The organism is Vreelandella venusta (assembly GCF_044809155.1).
In the GTDB taxonomy this organism is placed as follows: Bacteria; Pseudomonadota; Gammaproteobacteria; order Pseudomonadales; family Halomonadaceae; genus Vreelandella; species Vreelandella venusta_B.
The window spans coordinates 705,524-721,208 of sequence record NZ_CP085241.1 but is presented as its reverse complement, the minus strand read 5'-3'; the positions used below and the strand labels follow the sequence as shown (position 1 = coordinate 721,208).

The following is a 15,685-nucleotide window of genomic DNA, read 5'->3' as shown; positions in this document are numbered from 1 at the left end:
GTAGACTTACACCCACATAGGTACCATGGCTTCAAGCACCATCACCAAGCTCATCGCGGTAATGGTGAGGATGGAGACGCCAAAAATCTTTTTGGCCCACCGCACATCATCCTCTAAGCGAAAGCCACACAGCGCTAGGTAAAGCCAGTAACCGCCCATTGCCAATGCAACGAGGAGGTACCCGGTACCTGCCTGGCTTGCTAGCACAAGGGCCAGTGAGGCAGGAATAAACGCAATAATGTAGCCAAGAATATGGTGCTTTGCCCGCTTAATACCGTGAACCACTGGCAGTACCGGAATGGATGCCCGTTGATAATCCGCATAGCGGAAAATCGCAATGGCGTAAGAGTGAGGCATTTGCCACAAGCAGAAAATAATCAGCAGCATGAGTGCGCCGCTGTCGAACTGCCCGGTGACGGCACAGTAGCCAACGACTGGCGGCATGGCCCCAGAAAGGCTGCCCACTAAGGTGCCGTACTCAGAGTGGCGCTTCATATAGAGGCTATACACCCCGACATAAACGCCCCAGCCAATCACCGCCAGCGCAACGGCTAACCCGTTGGTTCCTAGCGCTAAACAGACTACCCCCGCCACCCCCAGCAGCGCCGAAATCCCCAGCGCCTGAGTGATCGAGATGCGCCCTTTCGCCAAGGGGCGGTGGCGCGTGCGTGCCATCAGCGCATCAATATCGCGGTCGATAACGTTATTGCACGCGCAGCCCGAGGCAATAATCAGGGCAATACCCACGATGACCGAGGTAAACGTGACCCAATCAAACGCCCCTTGGGCCGCTAGAAAATACCCACCTACGGTGGCAATCAAGTTACCACCGATAATTCCAGGCTTGGTGAGCGCCAGCAAATCGCGCCAGCGGCTGGGATGACTTTTTAATCGACCATCATGTTGAGATACCGATGCTGCATGTTCCATAGGCGAGCCCTTACCACCAGGACGACAATCGTCAGTATTAAAACGAAGACATCAAGCCTTAGCTTGCGCCTGCTTTGTTGTTCTTATACGTATGCTTTTACGTGCGTGGCGGATGCCGACATCACATACCGCACTGCACGCTGGCGATGACAACCACACCCGTGGAGCTGACACTGCCCTGTCGTTTATCAAGGCCGCAAATGAAATCACGGTTAGCACTAAACATAGCAGAAGAGTGGCAATATAGAATTTAACGCTACCGAAAATAGGGCTAGATAACGGTACTTACTGCCACTCCCTCAAGGGTTGCGGCGCGCTCATCGTCGGTCACCACGCTGTCGAAATCGGATAACGCGGCGAAATAAGCAGGCCGCACGATTCCAAATTTACTCGCATCCACCACGAGAATTCTCTGCATCGCGGTGGCAATGGCGGCTTGTTTTGGAGCGACTTCGTGGAAATGAAAACAGCTGACTCCCCGCTCGTAATCCACCCCCGCCGCGGAAATAAGCGCCTTATTAATCCCCAGCCGTTCGATGGCAGCCCTCATGCCGTCGCTGCCAAACGACTGCGATGAAGCATAAAACAGCCCGCCTAAGAGCACTAACCGCACGTTAGGCAGTGCGGCGACAGCGTTAGCCACGTTAAGGGCATACGTCACCACGGTGAGTTCGCGGAAATGACTTAGCTGACTCAGCAATGGAATGAGCGTTGAACCACAGTCAATGAATAGCGTATCGCCGTCGTCAATAAAGCTGGCAACGCGCTGGCATAAACGGTGCTTAATCTGATAGTGGCTCGCCTGCTGCTCGGTAAGGTCGTAAACCGGCGCTACTCCCGGGTAGCTCGCCATCACTAGCCGCCCCCCTAACAGGCTAATGGGCGAGGGCTGGGTTGTCAGGTCGCGACGAATGGTCATTTCGGAAACGCCACACAGCTCGGCAGCCTCACGAAGATGCAGGGTTCCCCCGCTGACCAGCGCCTCTTGTAGCACCGCCAAGCGCTGTGCGCTCCGGTCATTCATGGCAGGCATCTCCTTTTGATTCATTTTTATTGCCGTTAGGCTCTACTGGGCTATCTATGCTGGGCTAGGCCCTCACTTATTTCTACTGCAATGCACTACTCCCCCCGCACATGGTGTGCATATCACATTTAAACAGCGTTGATGTGACAATACTTGCAAATCAACGTTAAAAAAATAACACTCAATGTTATAATTTTAACATCAACGCCAGCCCACACGACTCATAACGTCGGTAAGCCAACCGCCCTGGCACCGAGATACAACCCTGTTGAGGCTTCCATGACTGCTCTAACTCACGCTCGTTCTTCTTCGTTCGTCACGCTTGGCGCTGGCGTCTTACTGACCAGTGCTGCGCTGGCAACGCCGGCCATTGCCGACGATGCCACGCCGCAACCCCTTGATCGTCTCTGGTCGTTTGCCAACGTCTCTGTGAACTACCTGGACTGGTCAAACGGCACCGAAGCGCGCACTGCTAACAACGCAGCCAAAAGCGACTTCACGTTTGTTGAAATCGAAGGCGGGGTCGGCTTTAGCTGGGGTGAATTCTACGGCTTCTTCGATTTCGAGAACCCCACCAACGATCAGTTCGACCAATCCAGCGGTGGTAAAGACAATTTCCGCACCGCCGGCAAAGTGACGTCGCATATTTATTTGGGCGACAGCCCACTATCAATCTACGCGCATCTTTACGACTTCCGCGACTACGGGTTCAACGCTCGCGAGCAGGATCAAATTCTCGGCCTTGGCTACCGCACGACGTTCGATAACGGCCTATGGTTCAAACCGTTTATTGGTGCAGCGCGCGTACAGAGCGACGGCTACACCGGCATGAATGGCTATATGGCCGGCTGGGTTGCGGGCTACGACTTTACCGCCCTGAACCAGAACTTCAGCGTCACCAACTGGCACGAGCAGACCTTTGGCCGCGATGATGAGTATCTGGAACAGAACTACGTGGGCGATAAAGCGGGCAGTGTGGGCACTAACGGCGCGCTTAGCCTGTGGTGGCACCCTTCCGACTTAATTACCACGGGCGTGCAGTATCGCTACTCAGACAATAAGCTGGGTACACCGAACGCTTATCAAAACGCGATGATTTACTCAGTAAAGCTAAACTTACTGTAATCACCCCACTTCATACGCTCGGAAGGTACCCATATGACCCTCATCATGAGCTTGGTAGGTATGGTTACGCTGGTAACCATCGCAATACTCTTCTCTTACGACCGCAAATCGATTCGGCTGCGCACCGTGCTAGGTGCGTTTGCTATCCAAGCGAGCATCGGTGCGTTTGTGCTGTACGTTCCCTTCGGCCAAGCGGTGCTGCAAGCTATCTCGTCTGGCGTTAGCCAAGTGCTCGTTTATGCCAATGACGGGATCGGCTTTCTATTTGGCGGCTTAGCCGATGTGGAGAACGTCGGTTTTGTGTTCGCGATTAAAGTGTTGCCCGTGATTATCTTTTTCTCGTCGCTTATCGCGGTCCTTTATTACATCGGCATTATGCAGTGGGTTATTCGGATTTTAGGCGGCGCGCTGCAAAAAGCCCTGGGCACCTCGCGCACTGAATCGCTTTCGGCGACGGCGAACATCTTCGTTGGCCAAACCGAGGCTCCGCTGGTGGTACGCCCGTTTATTGCCCGCATGACCCCTTCACAGCTGTTCGCAGTGATGTGTGGCGGCTTAGCGTCGGTGGCCGGTTCCGTACTGGCGGGCTATGCCGCGCTGGGCATTCCCATGGAGTACTTGGTAGCAGCCTCCTTTATGGCGGCTCCGGGTGGCCTCTTATTTGCCAAGCTGATTATGCCGGAAACCCAGGATGCGACCGACAGCGACAGCGTTTCAAAAGTGGAAGAAGAGCTGAAAGAGCAGGACGACAAACCGGCTAACGTACTCGACGCGGCAGCAGCAGGCGCTACATCAGGCATGAAGCTCGCCGCCAACGTCGGTGCTATGCTGCTCGCGTTCATCGCGCTTATCGCCTTGATTAACGGGATTTTAGGCGGCGTTGGCGGCTGGTTTGGCTTTGACGCGTTAAGTCTTGAGTTGATCCTTGGCTGGGTGTTTGCTCCGTTGGCCTTCCTGCTCGGCGTACCCTGGGAAGAAGCCACCCTGGCAGGCTCGTTTATCGGCCAGAAGCTGGTGGTCAACGAGTTTGTGGCCTTTATCAACTTGGCGCCCTATATCGACGGGGAGCAGGTCGTCGCCGCCACGGGTCAGATGATGACGCCTCACACCATGGCGATTCTCTCGTTTGCCCTGTGCGGTTTTGCCAACCTCTCATCGATCGCTATTTTGCTGGGCGGCTTAGGCAGCATTGCCCCGACTCGTCGCAAAGAGATTGCCCGTTTTGGCGTGAAGGCCGTCCTGGCAGGCACACTCTCTAACTTGATGTCTGCTTCAATTGCCGGTTTCTTCCTGGCCTTGAGCAGCATGACCGCTTAATGCAGCAAGCACGACACCATACAACGGGCGCTGCTATTTTATGCAGTGCCCGTTTTGTCTTTTACTAATTTGCGAGATTTCCATGACTGCGACTGCTCCTTCCCAGCTCACCCAAGCTCAACTTACTCAGGCTGCCCGCCAAGCACTCACCCTCATGGATTTGACCAGCCTGAACGATAGCGATACCGACAGCACGATTGAAGCGCTTTGCCAACAGGTGAAAACCCCCTTTGGCAACCCAGCAGCGGTGTGCGTTTTCCCCCAGTTTGTCGTCACTGCGCAGCGGGCACTCACTGCTCACAAGCTCAACGAGCACGTTAAAATTGCTACGGTAACCAACTTTCCTCACGGCGGCGACGACATCATGGGCGCTGCCCGTGAAACTCGTGATGCCGTCGCCTCCGGTGCCCATGAAGTCGACGTGGTGTTCCCCTACCGCACGCTGATGGCCGGTGACGAAGAGACGGGCCTTGAGCTGGTGGAAATGTGTAAAGCCGCCTGCGCCGGTCAAGCACGCTTAAAAGTCATCATTGAATCCGGCGAACTCAAAACGCCTGCGCTTATCAAACGTGCTAGCGAGCTGGCCATTGAAGGTGGCGCCGACTTTATCAAAACCTCCACCGGCAAAGTGCCGGTGAACGCCACCCTGGAAGCCGCCGAAATTATGCTCAATGCCATCAAAGCCAGCGGTAAGGATGTCGGCTTTAAGGCAGCTGGTGGTGTTCGCACTGCAGAAGAGGCAGCGGAATATCTGACGCTGGCCGCCAATATTATGGGCCCACAGTGGGTCACGCCCGAGCACTTCCGGTTCGGCGCATCCAGCCTGCTGGCTAACCTGTTGAACACGCTAAACGGCAATGCTGATGCCGTGACGAATGGAGGCTACTAAATGCCGTCGAACGCTTCTCACCACTCCCTGCTCCCCCAAGAACTGATTCGCCTGAAGCGCGACGGCCAGCCGCTGCCCGCTGAAGAGATCAAAGCCTTCGTACAGGGCATCGCCGACGACCGCATCAGCGACGCACAGATTGGCGCCTTCACCATGTCGGTGTTTTTAAACGGCATGAGCCGCGAAGAAGTCGTGGCGCTGACCACCGCCACGCGGGACTCCGGCCACGTGATGCAGTGGGATTCGCTCAACCTGCCCGGCCCGATTGTGGACAAACACTCCACCGGCGGCGTAGGTGACTTGGTATCGCTGGTACTCGGCCCGTGGGTCGCCGCCTGCGGCGCGTTTGTACCGATGATTTCTGGCCGTGGCCTGGGCCACACCGGCGGCACGCTGGATAAGCTGGAATCGATTCCCGGCTACGACCCCTACCCCGCGCCCGAGCGCTTCAGCGATGTCGTAAAATCCACCGGCGTGGCGATCATCGGCCAAACCGGCAACCTCGCCCCAGCGGATAAACGCATCTACGGCGTGCGTGACGTGACCGCCACCGTGGAATCCATTCCGCTGATTACCGCTTCCATCCTGGGTAAAAAGCTGGCCTCTGGCCTGGACGCCCTGGTCATGGACGTTAAAGTCGGCAGCGGCGCATTCATGCCCACCCCGGAAAAATCCCGCGAGCTGGCGAAAAGTATCGCCAACGTCGCCACCCAAGCAGGCACACCCACCACTGCGCTGCTCACCGATATGAGCCAGCCGCTGGCTCCGTGTGCCGGTAACGCGGTAGAGATCGTCGAAACCCTGGCGCTGCTGCGCGGCGAGCGCGCCAACAGCCGCGTGATGCAGGTCACCCGTGAACTCGCCGTTGAGATGCTGATTGCGGGCAAGCTGGTGGCCAACCGCCAAGAAGCCCTCACCAAGCTGGATAAAGCGCTCACCTCTGGCGCGGCGGCGGAAGTCTTCGCCCGCATGGTGCGCGAACTGGGCGGCCCCGCCGACTTTATGGAGCGCTCGGACAGCTACTTGGCCACCGCCCCGGTGATTCAAGCGGTGTACCCCGAGCAGAACGGCATCGTGCAGCGCTTCGATACCCGCGCCGTGGGCATGAGCGTGGTAGAGCTGGGCGGCGGCCGCCTGCGTAACGACGCCAGCGTCGATCACAGCGTTGGCTTTAGCGATATCGTCGAAATCGGCGACCGCGTGGATAGCCAGCGCCCGCTAGCCATCGTTCACGCCCGCACCGAAGAGGCCGCCGCCCGCGCCGCCGCCCAGCTACGTGCGGCGGTCACCATCGGTGATGGTGAAGCCACCGCCGACACACTGCTGCAAGAGACCTTCCGAGGAGAAGCCTAATGCGCCGTGCCGTTGTTTTAGTACTCGACTCTTTTGGAATCGGTAGCGCGCCGGACGCCGCGACCTTTGGCGACCAGGGTGCCGACACCCTGGGCCACATCGCCGCCGCCTGCGCCCGTGGCGAGGCGGATACCGCCGAGCGTTCCGGCCCGTTGACGCTGCCCAATATGGCCGCACTCGGCCTGTTCCACGCCCACCGGGATGCCACCGGTAGCGTGGCGGAAGGCGTCAACCTGCCCGAGCAGTTGAAAGGCGCTTACGCCCACGCGAAAGAGATCTCCAGCGGTAAAGACACCCCTTCCGGCCACTGGGAAATTGCCGGTGTGCCGGTGCGCTTTGACTGGGGCTACTTTCTCGACAAAACCAACAGTTTCCCCCTGGAGCTGCTCGACGACATCGTTCAGGAAGCGGATTTAACGGGCGTGATCGGCAACTGCCACGCCTCGGGCACCGAGATTATTGCCCGCCTGGGCGAAGAGCATATCGCCACCGGCAAACCGATTGTGTATACCTCAGCGGACTCCGTGTTCCAGATTGCGGCCCACGAAGAGCACTTTGGCCTAGAGCGCCTCTACGCGCTGTGTGAAACCGTGCGCGAACTGCTGGAGCCTTACAACATTGGCCGCGTCATCGCCCGCCCGTTTATCGGCGACGACCGCGAAAGCTTTGCCCGCACCGGCAACCGTCGCGACTACAGCGTTGAGCCGCCAAGCCCCACCGTGCTGCAAAAGCTCGCCAATGCCGGTGGTGAAGTGGTGTCGATTGGCAAGATCGCCGACATCTACGCCCACTGCGGCATTACCCACAAGGTCAAAGCCAGCGGCCACGACGCGCTAATGGACGCCACCCTGGCGGAAGTCGCGCGCACCGCCAACGAGACCAGCGACCGCCCGACCATGATCATGACCAACTTCGTGGATTTCGATTCGGTCTACGGCCACCGCCGGGACGTGCCGGGCTACGCTGCGGCCCTTGAGCACTTTGACGCCCGCCTGCCGGAGCTGTTGGCTGCCCTTAACGACGACGACCTGCTGCTGCTCACCGCCGATCACGGCTGCGACCCTAGTTGGGAAGGCACCGAGCACACCCGCGAGTACGTGCCGATCATGGTACGCGGCGCCGGTTTCGCCCCCGGCCCGCTGGGCGAGCGCGGCACCTTCGCCGACATTGGCCAAACCCTAGCGGCGTTCTTCGCCGTAGACGCCATGGCCGATGGCGAAAGCTTTTTACCGAACGCGGCGTAAAGGCCGATCACCCATTATTCGCACGCTAATGTGCACAGCCAGAATCAACCCGTAGCGGGGGTCTTTCGCCAGGGCCGGAAAGTGTTCCCAACAATTCCGGCATTTCCGCCATCCATGGCGGTCAGATGGCGAAAGTAGCGCCCATGGAAGGGTTTACAGCGCCCCCGCCTAGGGTTGTTCTGGCTACTAATTTTTGTAGAGGAGTGTCTAATGGCTACCCCACATATCAATGCCGAGAAGGGCGATTTCGCTGATACCGTACTGATGCCCGGCGACCCGCTGCGCGCCAAGTACATCGCCGATACCTACCTTGAGAACGTGCGCCAAGTGAACGACGTGCGCAGCATGTTCGGCTACACCGGCACTTACAAAGGTCGCGAGATCTCCGTGATGGGCCACGGTATGGGCATCCCCTCCGTCTCGATTTATGCCAAAGAGCTGATTACCGATTACGGCGTCAAGTCGATCATTCGCGTCGGCTCCTGCGGCGCGGTACGCGACGATGTGAACGTGCGCGACGTGGTGATTGGCATGGGTGCCTGCACCGATTCCAAAGTGAACCGCATGCGCTTTAACGACCACGACTTCGCCGCCATCGCCGACTTCGAGCTGACCAGCCACGCCGTCGCCGCCGCCAAAGCGCAGAACGTCGCCGTGAAAGTGGGCAACATCTTCTCAGCGGACCTGTTCTACAACCCGCAAACCGACATGGCCGAGCTGATGAAGCGCTACGGCATCGTCGGCGTCGAGATGGAAGCCGCTGGCCTGTACGGTGTAGCCGCCGAGTTCGGCGCTCGCGCACTGACCATCTGCACCGTGTCTGACCACATTCTGAAAGGCGACTCGCTCTCCAGTGCCGACCGTCAAACCACCTTCAACGACATGATGGTGATTGCGCTCGACACCGTGCTGCGCGACGACGCTGCCAACGCTTAACCGCTTGGAATCAAACGCCCACTGAGAGGATAACGCCATGAGCCAAGCGGATCAGGCACTGGTCGACACGCTGTTAACCACCCTAGGCAACGCCTACGCGCCCTACTCTAATCACCCCGTTGCGGCGGTGATGGAGTGCCCAGACGGCCAGCAGTTTGCCGGTAGCAACGTGGAAGTGGCCCACTACAAAGGGCTATGCGCCGAAGCCTCAGCCATTTCCGCGATGGTCACCGCTGGTCAGCGCAAGCTTGCCAAGGTATACGTCATGGGCCCTGGCGAGCATCTCTGCACGCCCTGCGGCGACTGCCGCCAGCGCATCCGCGAATTCGCCACCCCCAGCACGCAGATCATGGTGCTCTCCAAGCAGGGTGAAGTGCTAAAAACCTACACCATGGAGCAGCTACTGCCCGATGCCTTTGGCCCAGAGCAGTTGCCGGGGCGTTAATTCGCTCGTGCTATAAAAAGCCCGCGGCACGATGTGCCGCGGGCTTTTACTTTGTATAAAAACATCTTTTATGCGCTAGCCATGGCGACCCGCGTGCTTAAAAATAACCCGCCCCTCTGGGCATCATGCCAAGGTTATTTTCGACCTTGGTAACGCCCGATACGTTTTCTGCGGCAACGGTGACCGCCTGCTTCTGCTCAACGGATTCCACCAGCCCCCAAATTTCCACCGCGCCGCCGTCCACAATCAGGCTGATGCTTTCGACATGCACCCCGGTGTTTTGCTCTACCTCTTTTAAAATCGCGTCGCGAATCTTGCGGTCATCCGTCGGCGACTCTGTAGGCGCAACGGCTGCATTGGCAATGCCCTGTAGTAAATTAGCACGGCTTACAATGCCAACGAGTTTACCCTCTCTTACCACCGGCACCCGCTTGATATGGTGTTTTTCCAACAGTCGAGCAATGGTATGAAGCGGCGTGTTCTCTTCGACGGTGAGCGGGTCCGGCGTCATCACTTCCCGCGCTTTTCGACCGTGAGATTTCACATACTCTCCTGGGTCTTTGCCACCGGTAAAGAGCGACAGCCACCAAGAGCGCCCTTGGCGTTCATCACCTTTGACCCGGCGCATAAGGTCACCTTCACTGACAATACCCAGCACACGGCGCTCATCGTCCACCACCGGCACTGCGCTGATCCGATGCTCAAGTAGCAGCTGTGCAATTTCCCGCACTTCTGTATCAGGGCCTACGCTGATGACTTTAGGCGTCATAATGTCGATAGCTTGCATGATGCATCCCCTTGAGACTGATTCTAATAGCTGACCTTCACAACCCATGTTGGGGCGTTGCACATGGATGGTAAGTTCAGTTTGAGCGATTGTTCTTTGAGCCTAGCTCGCTGCCAGTGATTTATCTATGCTCGCGCGCGATCGCCAAGGCTCTTATGATCTAGCTCAGTTTATGGGCTACTTTCCTCGGGACTGCTCTCAGCAACTTTCTCCACATCCACAATGCCTGAGCGACTGACCACCACCTTCCAACGTGCAAGATAGGGGGTTTCCTCACTGCCGGTTTCACGTATCACCAAATTGAACAAATGCCGGCGCTCCACGCTTTCCCTCACCGATTGGCCATCTTTCAGGCGGTAAATATGGTGTTTCTCTTTGCTCATTAAGCGAATCAGCATGGAAAAGTCGACATGCAGCGTTTCACGAGTGTGCTCGTAACCACTTAAAAAGCGGGTGGGTGACATACGTGAACTCGACCGATAGTGCATGACCACTTCTTCACGCTGCGCCACCGTGCGGCGGCGCATTTTTTGGATGTCGCTATCCAGCGCCGCGTAACGCTTATAGTCAAACCACTCTAGCTGCCGCCCGACCAGTGCATTGCGGGTGGGGTCGATGTACTGTCGCCGCCACTTGGGGCGCCCGCGGCGAAGCCAGCGCCATAGCGTATTACGCAGATCGTCCTTAAACACTTCCCGCATGGCATACAGTAGCGCCATGGCCAGCACAAATAGCGCGGTTATATCACCTACCACATTCCTCAAGTGGAGCACGCCCAGCGATACAAAGGCCATCACGACCGCCGTGGCCAAGGCTTTGACGGCTTTTTGTTCGCCACCGCCTAGCTCTATTGCGCTCTGTTTTAACGTAATGGGGTACTCAATCAGACGCCGCAGTAACCGCATCTTGTTAGACATGCGTGTGGGGTCATCCATGACCCGCTGGGCGTTGTACTCTTGTTCACGGCGGTACTCCTCCTCTCGGCGACACACCGTAATGAAACGCCGCTTGATATCGCTAAACCCTTTGCCGCGGGGCATATGTGCCACCAGCGCCAGCAGCTGCTGCTCTGTAAACCAGGAAAGATAGTTGTCGATATTAGCAAAGTACTTATAAAGCCGTTCATCGCTTGGGGGGTTACGCCTTAAACGCTTTAAAATGCCCTCGCTTAAATCGCTCATGTCCGCAAACTGCTGGCGCAGCGCTTCTTCAGACTCACTAGTCTCGCCCTCCCCTTTACGCTCATCACTTCGGGCATGGCGAAACTTTCGCGCGCTCACGAGCATTGTCTGAGTGGTGCGCTCCAATGCCACCACATACTGGTAGGCATACAGGCTCAAACTTAAGCGATACGAGTCACTGCCTAACTGATTGCGGCTTGCTAAGCGGCTGTGCACTAGGGGTAAATGGTATTTATCGCTGTAATAGGTACGTGAGACGTAAATAGCGCCATGGTAAAACGCCTCTTCAGAGATCACGTGGGTACTTAGGCCTAGCTCGCCCGGCACAAATAGGTAGACATCGAGCGTATGCGAGGTCTCTTCCTTGAGCTGGCGCGAGAGCCGCAGCTGAAAGCTGTTTTTACGCTCAACATGGATCACCTAACCAATCTCCTACTTCATTGCGTAACGCGATGATATACCATGGCTAAAAATAATCATGGTGGCACGCGTTCATGCAGCTACGGTTTAATTTCTTCGCTTTGGAGCTAGGCAATGTCCATTGCCCGTTTCTCAACCTTTGAGCTGCTACTGCTAAAAAGCCGCAGCCAAGTGGATACGGCAACCCTGCTACTGCTGGCCTGGGTGCTGGTACATCGTCAGCATGTTTCTGAAGGGCAGCGGCGCCGCCGCTTGGCCCAGGTGACCGCACAGTTTCGCCACGGCCATGAGTTGGGGCCCATCATGGGCATTGCCCACAGCCAAGACCTGCAGGCGATTCAGCTCGCCGCCGAGGTAGTTCGCAAAGAGTGCTCTAAGGAGCGTAGCCTAAGCGTTATTCATCAGGCTATTACCGTGGCCACCGACGACGGGGACATTTCCCTGGCGAATCACTACATCCTGCGTTTCCTCGCCGACCTGTTAGACGTAACGCCCGGTACGCTTAGTACGCTGTTTCAAGAGCTCACCGGTAAGCCGCTACGCGCACCGGAAGACCCAAGCCGGGACGCCTACTGGCAGCAGCACGACCCAGAGTACCACGCCCGCCAGGCCCAAGAAGCCCAGGCAGCCGAGCAGCAAGCGAAAGATGCTGAAGCCAAAGCGGAGCAACGCCAGCAGGCAAAAACCGAAAAACAGCAGGAGAAGCAGCGTCAGCAAGCGCAAGCGCGTAACGCTAAAGAGCGTGCGCAGCGAGAGAAGGAGAAGAGTCGCCGGGAAAAAGCCCAACAGGAAAAGGCGCGAAGAGAACAGGCCCAACGAGAGCAGGCTCGCCGGGAACGCTGGCAGCAAGAGCAAGCACGTCAGGAAGAGGATCGTCGCCAACAGCGTCAGCGTTCAAGCAGCGCGCCACCGCCTGACCGCAAAACCCGCGCCTTGGCGGTGTTAGGCTTAACGCCCGGCGCTAGCCGTACCGATGTGCGCCAAGCCTATCGACGTATGGCGCAGCTGCATCACCCGGATCGTTTCTATTCTGAGAGCGAGCACCAAGTTGCCCTGGCATCGGCACGCTTTCAACGCATAAAAAGCGCCTATGATTATTTAATGCAAACCTACTAAGCCGCCCGCTACACTAAGACATCTTAATAACGTCATAGCCTGCGAGTATTCACCACGTTATGCGCGATTTGTATCAACGACTAGCCCTCTCGCCCAGCGCAAATGAAGCTGACATTAACAGTGCGGTGGCCCGCTGCCCCAATAGCGCACTTCGCCAGGATGCCAAGGCCGTATTGGCGATCGCTGAGCGCCGCGATGCCTACGACGCGCTCCACGATACGGTAAGCGATATTGGCCGTTTACGGGCTCGCTTAGGCTTAACCCATGGTGCGCATTGGCAGGGCGATGTTGCCAATGACTTTTCGCTGCCGCCGGACAACGCGATCTCCCGCCATGATGAGCTGGTCGACCGCGTAAGCCTTGCTGTTTCGCTTTATAACCGTTGGCGGCGTTGGCGAGGCCCCTGGTTACTCATGCTCACATTCGCCATTGGCGCGGGCATAGGTTTAGCCCTTGGGTACGCCTTGAGCCTGGGGCTTGCCCTGGGGTAGTTCACCCTCACGCTCAAGGGCATCGCGACGCTTTTCGGAGGTTGTCGGGCGTGGCGCTGGCTTCGGGGGTGCTGGCTTCTTATGCGCATCCTCATCCTCATGGCCCGACTCGTCAATGGAGAAGTCGCTTCCGTCACGAGAGGCATCACGGGCATCTGAACGCGCCTCCATGCTAACGCTAAGCCGCGGTACGCCCAGATCCATTTCCTGCGCTTCCATACGCTGCTTGAGCAGCAGATTAAACGCCCTAGACACATCCCACTGCATTTCAGGCGCGGTACGAAAACGCATGCGTAAAATCGGGCAGCCATCTTCAAACCCCTGCACGCCCTGCATCTCCAGCGGCGACCAGATATAGTGGCGCATCATCGGGTCTTTGCGCAGCTCCTGCGCGGTCTCTTGCATCAGCGTAATCGCATCGTCAATCTTCATATCGTAGGGGATACGAATCCGCATTAACGCAATGCCAAACTGGCGCGACATGTTGTGGATCGACTCAATACGGCTGAAGGTAATGATATGCACGACGCCATCCAAATCGCGCAGCTTAACGGTGCGCAACGTTAAGCCCTCTACGGTACCCATATGGCCATTGATCTGCACAAAGTCATCAACCGCTAGCGAGTCTTCAATCAGGATAAAGATCCCGGTGATTAAGTCCTGCACCAGCGTTTGGGCACCAAAGCCAATCGCCAGACCAATGACACCGGCACCCGCCAGCAGCGGCGTGACGTTCACGCCTAGATTGGCCAGCCCCGCAATCACCGCAATGATCAAAATGGTGACAAAAATCACGTTGCGGATCATCGGCGTGATGGTTTGCGCACGCGCCTGATTCACCCGGCGCCCGCGGGAGCGCGCCGAAGAGGTCAGCGCACGCTGAATCGCCGTATCGGCAAAAATCCACACCAGCCACGCCAGCAGCACGGTCGAGCCTAAGCTGATCAGCGCTTGCCCAATGCGAGCGCTGGCCACCGCTTGCTGGCCCAGGCCGAACAGTGACCCTCCCCAAACTTGCATCGAAAGCTCGGCAAACACCATCCAGGTACAAATATGCGCCAGCACGAACCCGAACCGCTCTAAGCGTTTACGGTATTGGCTGTAGCGATGCCGATGGCGCCGCTTGCCCATGCGCTCGGCCTGGCGGCGCAGTAGCCCTGTTGCCACTAGCGTCAGCACCAGCAAGCTGGCCGAGATAATGGAGCGGGCCAGCGCCGTGCCCACATCGCCAACGGTAATGAAGATCGCTAACAGCGAGCCGCCAACCATTAAAAGCGCCGGGATATGCCACAGCCCTCCCAAGGTACGCACCATCTCCACCGCGGCACTGGCATCGCGGCGCTGCTTGTAGGGACGGTTACAAATCAGATGGCGGATAGGACGCTTGAAGCGGAAAATAAACCGCGCTGAGAGCAGTGCCGCCAGCATATTGGCCAGCACTGATACTAAACCTGAAAGCTCCGCGCCTAGCAGGTCCACTAAGCGTGTTGAGTTGACGGCATCGCCCAGCGCTATTAAAGCACCAATCACAAACAGCCCGCGCAGCGCCTGCTGCTGAAGCAGCTGCACCGCGGTAAAACGGTGCCCGCGGCTGAAGAAGGCAATCACTGTTTCAAATACCACCGAGAGCGCCCGACCACACAGACAAATATAAGCGATCACCAACACCGCTGTTCGGCCCGAACTGGAAGGCAGCAATTGCCCAATGCCCAAGGTAATTGCAAACGCCAATGTCCAGGGCAGCATGCGGCGCAAGAAGTGCACCACCAATAGCCAGGCTTTTGGGTCGCGGGGCAAGTCCAGCGGCCACTCGCGCCGGGTGGCAACCAACCGGCCTACCGCTATCATGACCGTCAGTAATACGCTCCAGATGAAGGCTAATACCGCTCCATCGGCCACCGCACGAACGGCTTCCCCCTGCCCGGCTCCGTCATTCAAGGCTCGTAAATCAGCGGCCCCCTGTACGAGCTGTCGCGACCACTCATCAATGGGCGAGTTACCTGCCTGCGCCTGCTCGCCAAGATCTGACAACGTATCGGCAAGCGCGCCCAGTAGCCCCTGACGCACCACGCCATCATCGTCGGCAGCCTCCGTGCTAACCTGCAGCTCACGCAGCGAATCCAGCAGCTCATTGCGCCGCTCCTCACTCTCAAGCATCGAGATAACGTCATTCAGCGAGCCTTGAAAATCATCGCTGCTAACGTTTGGCTCTTCGCTTGCGTCGTTTCCACCGACTAGGCTGGGCAGTGAAACACTCTGTGCTTGAGCCTGCGCCATTACCCCTAGCAGGGCGGTGATAATGACGCCCATCATCAGCTTGATTATCCAGTGCTGTCGCACGCTTCACTCCTGTAATGGACTGGCTTAACACACCGATTGCACAACACTTGCCTGACTGAATACGCTCAGCCTCAACGCGTGACTATG

General features: G+C 57.5%; 14 protein-coding genes. 9 read left to right on the top strand and 5 right to left on the bottom strand.

Annotated elements, in window-relative coordinates; all coding sequences use genetic code 11:
• Nucleotides 1-6: 6 nt before the first annotated feature.
• Both cyoE and LG301_RS03485 read right to left on the bottom strand, forming a co-directional pair.
• On the bottom strand, nt 7-930 hold the full coding sequence (gene cyoE / locus LG301_RS03490) for a heme o synthase (RefSeq protein WP_263065872.1): 924 nt from the start codon (nt 928-930) through the stop codon (nt 7-9).
• A 271-nt stretch (nt 931-1,201) separates the two neighbouring features.
• Nucleotides 1,202-1,954 (bottom strand): DeoR family transcriptional regulator, encoded by a 753-nt coding sequence (locus tag LG301_RS03485; protein WP_404473479.1) that lies wholly within the window; start codon nt 1,952-1,954, stop codon nt 1,202-1,204.
• 279 nt (nt 1,955-2,233) lie between these two features.
• On the opposite strand from LG301_RS03485, the gene LG301_RS03480 reads away from it, so the two are divergent.
• From LG301_RS03480 to cdd, 7 genes are all read left to right on the top strand, one after another.
• Nucleotides 2,234-3,079: an outer membrane protein OmpK gene (locus LG301_RS03480; RefSeq protein ID WP_404473477.1), complete on the top strand. Its 846-nt coding sequence runs from the start codon at nt 2,234-2,236 to the stop codon at nt 3,077-3,079.
• Between the two features lie 33 nt (nt 3,080-3,112).
• Complete coding sequence (locus tag LG301_RS03475; protein ID WP_404473475.1) at nt 3,113-4,396, top strand: NupC/NupG family nucleoside CNT transporter; 1,284 nt, start codon at nt 3,113-3,115, stop codon at nt 4,394-4,396.
• A gap of 82 nt (nt 4,397-4,478) precedes the next feature.
• On the top strand, nt 4,479-5,285 hold the full coding sequence (deoC, locus tag LG301_RS03470) for a deoxyribose-phosphate aldolase (RefSeq protein ID WP_404473473.1): 807 nt from the start codon (nt 4,479-4,481) through the stop codon (nt 5,283-5,285).
• Complete coding sequence (gene deoA, locus LG301_RS03465) at nt 5,286-6,638, top strand: thymidine phosphorylase (RefSeq protein WP_404473471.1); 1,353 nt, start codon at nt 5,286-5,288, stop codon at nt 6,636-6,638.
• Nucleotides 6,638-7,882 carry a phosphopentomutase gene (locus LG301_RS03460; protein ID WP_404473469.1) on the top strand — a complete coding sequence of 415 codons (1,245 nt, stop codon included), beginning with the start codon at nt 6,638-6,640 and terminating at the stop codon, nt 7,880-7,882. The genes deoA and LG301_RS03460 overlap by 1 nt, the downstream gene beginning before the upstream one ends.
• A gap of 210 nt (nt 7,883-8,092) precedes the next feature.
• Nucleotides 8,093-8,818 carry a purine-nucleoside phosphorylase gene (deoD, locus tag LG301_RS03455; protein WP_404475157.1) on the top strand — a complete coding sequence of 242 codons (726 nt, stop codon included), beginning with the start codon at nt 8,093-8,095 and terminating at the stop codon, nt 8,816-8,818.
• A gap of 37 nt (nt 8,819-8,855) precedes the next feature.
• The gene (cdd, locus tag LG301_RS03450) at nt 8,856-9,263 is read left to right on the top strand and encodes a cytidine deaminase (RefSeq protein ID WP_404473467.1); all 408 of its coding nucleotides are present in this window, start codon (nt 8,856-8,858) and stop codon (nt 9,261-9,263) included.
• Nucleotides 9,264-9,360: 97 nt separating this feature from the next.
• Here the strand turns inward: cdd and LG301_RS03445 are convergent, their stop codons facing one another.
• Nucleotides 9,361-10,050, bottom strand: coding sequence for a CBS domain-containing protein (locus LG301_RS03445; RefSeq protein WP_404473465.1), 690 nt, complete (start codon nt 10,048-10,050; stop codon nt 9,361-9,363).
• A gap of 170 nt (nt 10,051-10,220) precedes the next feature.
• A complete protein-coding gene (locus LG301_RS03440) occupies nt 10,221-11,651 on the bottom strand; it encodes a hypothetical protein (RefSeq protein ID WP_404473463.1) in 1,431 nt (476 codons plus the stop codon).
• Nucleotides 11,652-11,765: 114 nt separating this feature from the next.
• Here LG301_RS03440 and LG301_RS03435 point away from each other — a divergent pair, with 114 nt between their 5' ends.
• Entirely contained in the window at nt 11,766-12,767 is a 1,002-nt protein-coding gene (locus LG301_RS03435) for a DnaJ domain-containing protein (protein WP_404473461.1), read from the top strand.
• Between the two features lie 59 nt (nt 12,768-12,826).
• Entirely contained in the window at nt 12,827-13,258 is a 432-nt protein-coding gene (locus LG301_RS03430; RefSeq protein ID WP_404473459.1) for a hypothetical protein, read from the top strand.
• On the opposite strand, the gene LG301_RS03425 is transcribed toward LG301_RS03430, so the two are convergent.
• Nucleotides 13,214-15,598, bottom strand: coding sequence for a mechanosensitive ion channel domain-containing protein (locus tag LG301_RS03425; protein ID WP_404473457.1), 2,385 nt, complete (start codon nt 15,596-15,598; stop codon nt 13,214-13,216). The two genes, LG301_RS03430 and LG301_RS03425, sit on opposite strands and share 45 nt — an antisense overlap.
• Nucleotides 15,599-15,685 lie beyond the last annotated feature (87 nt).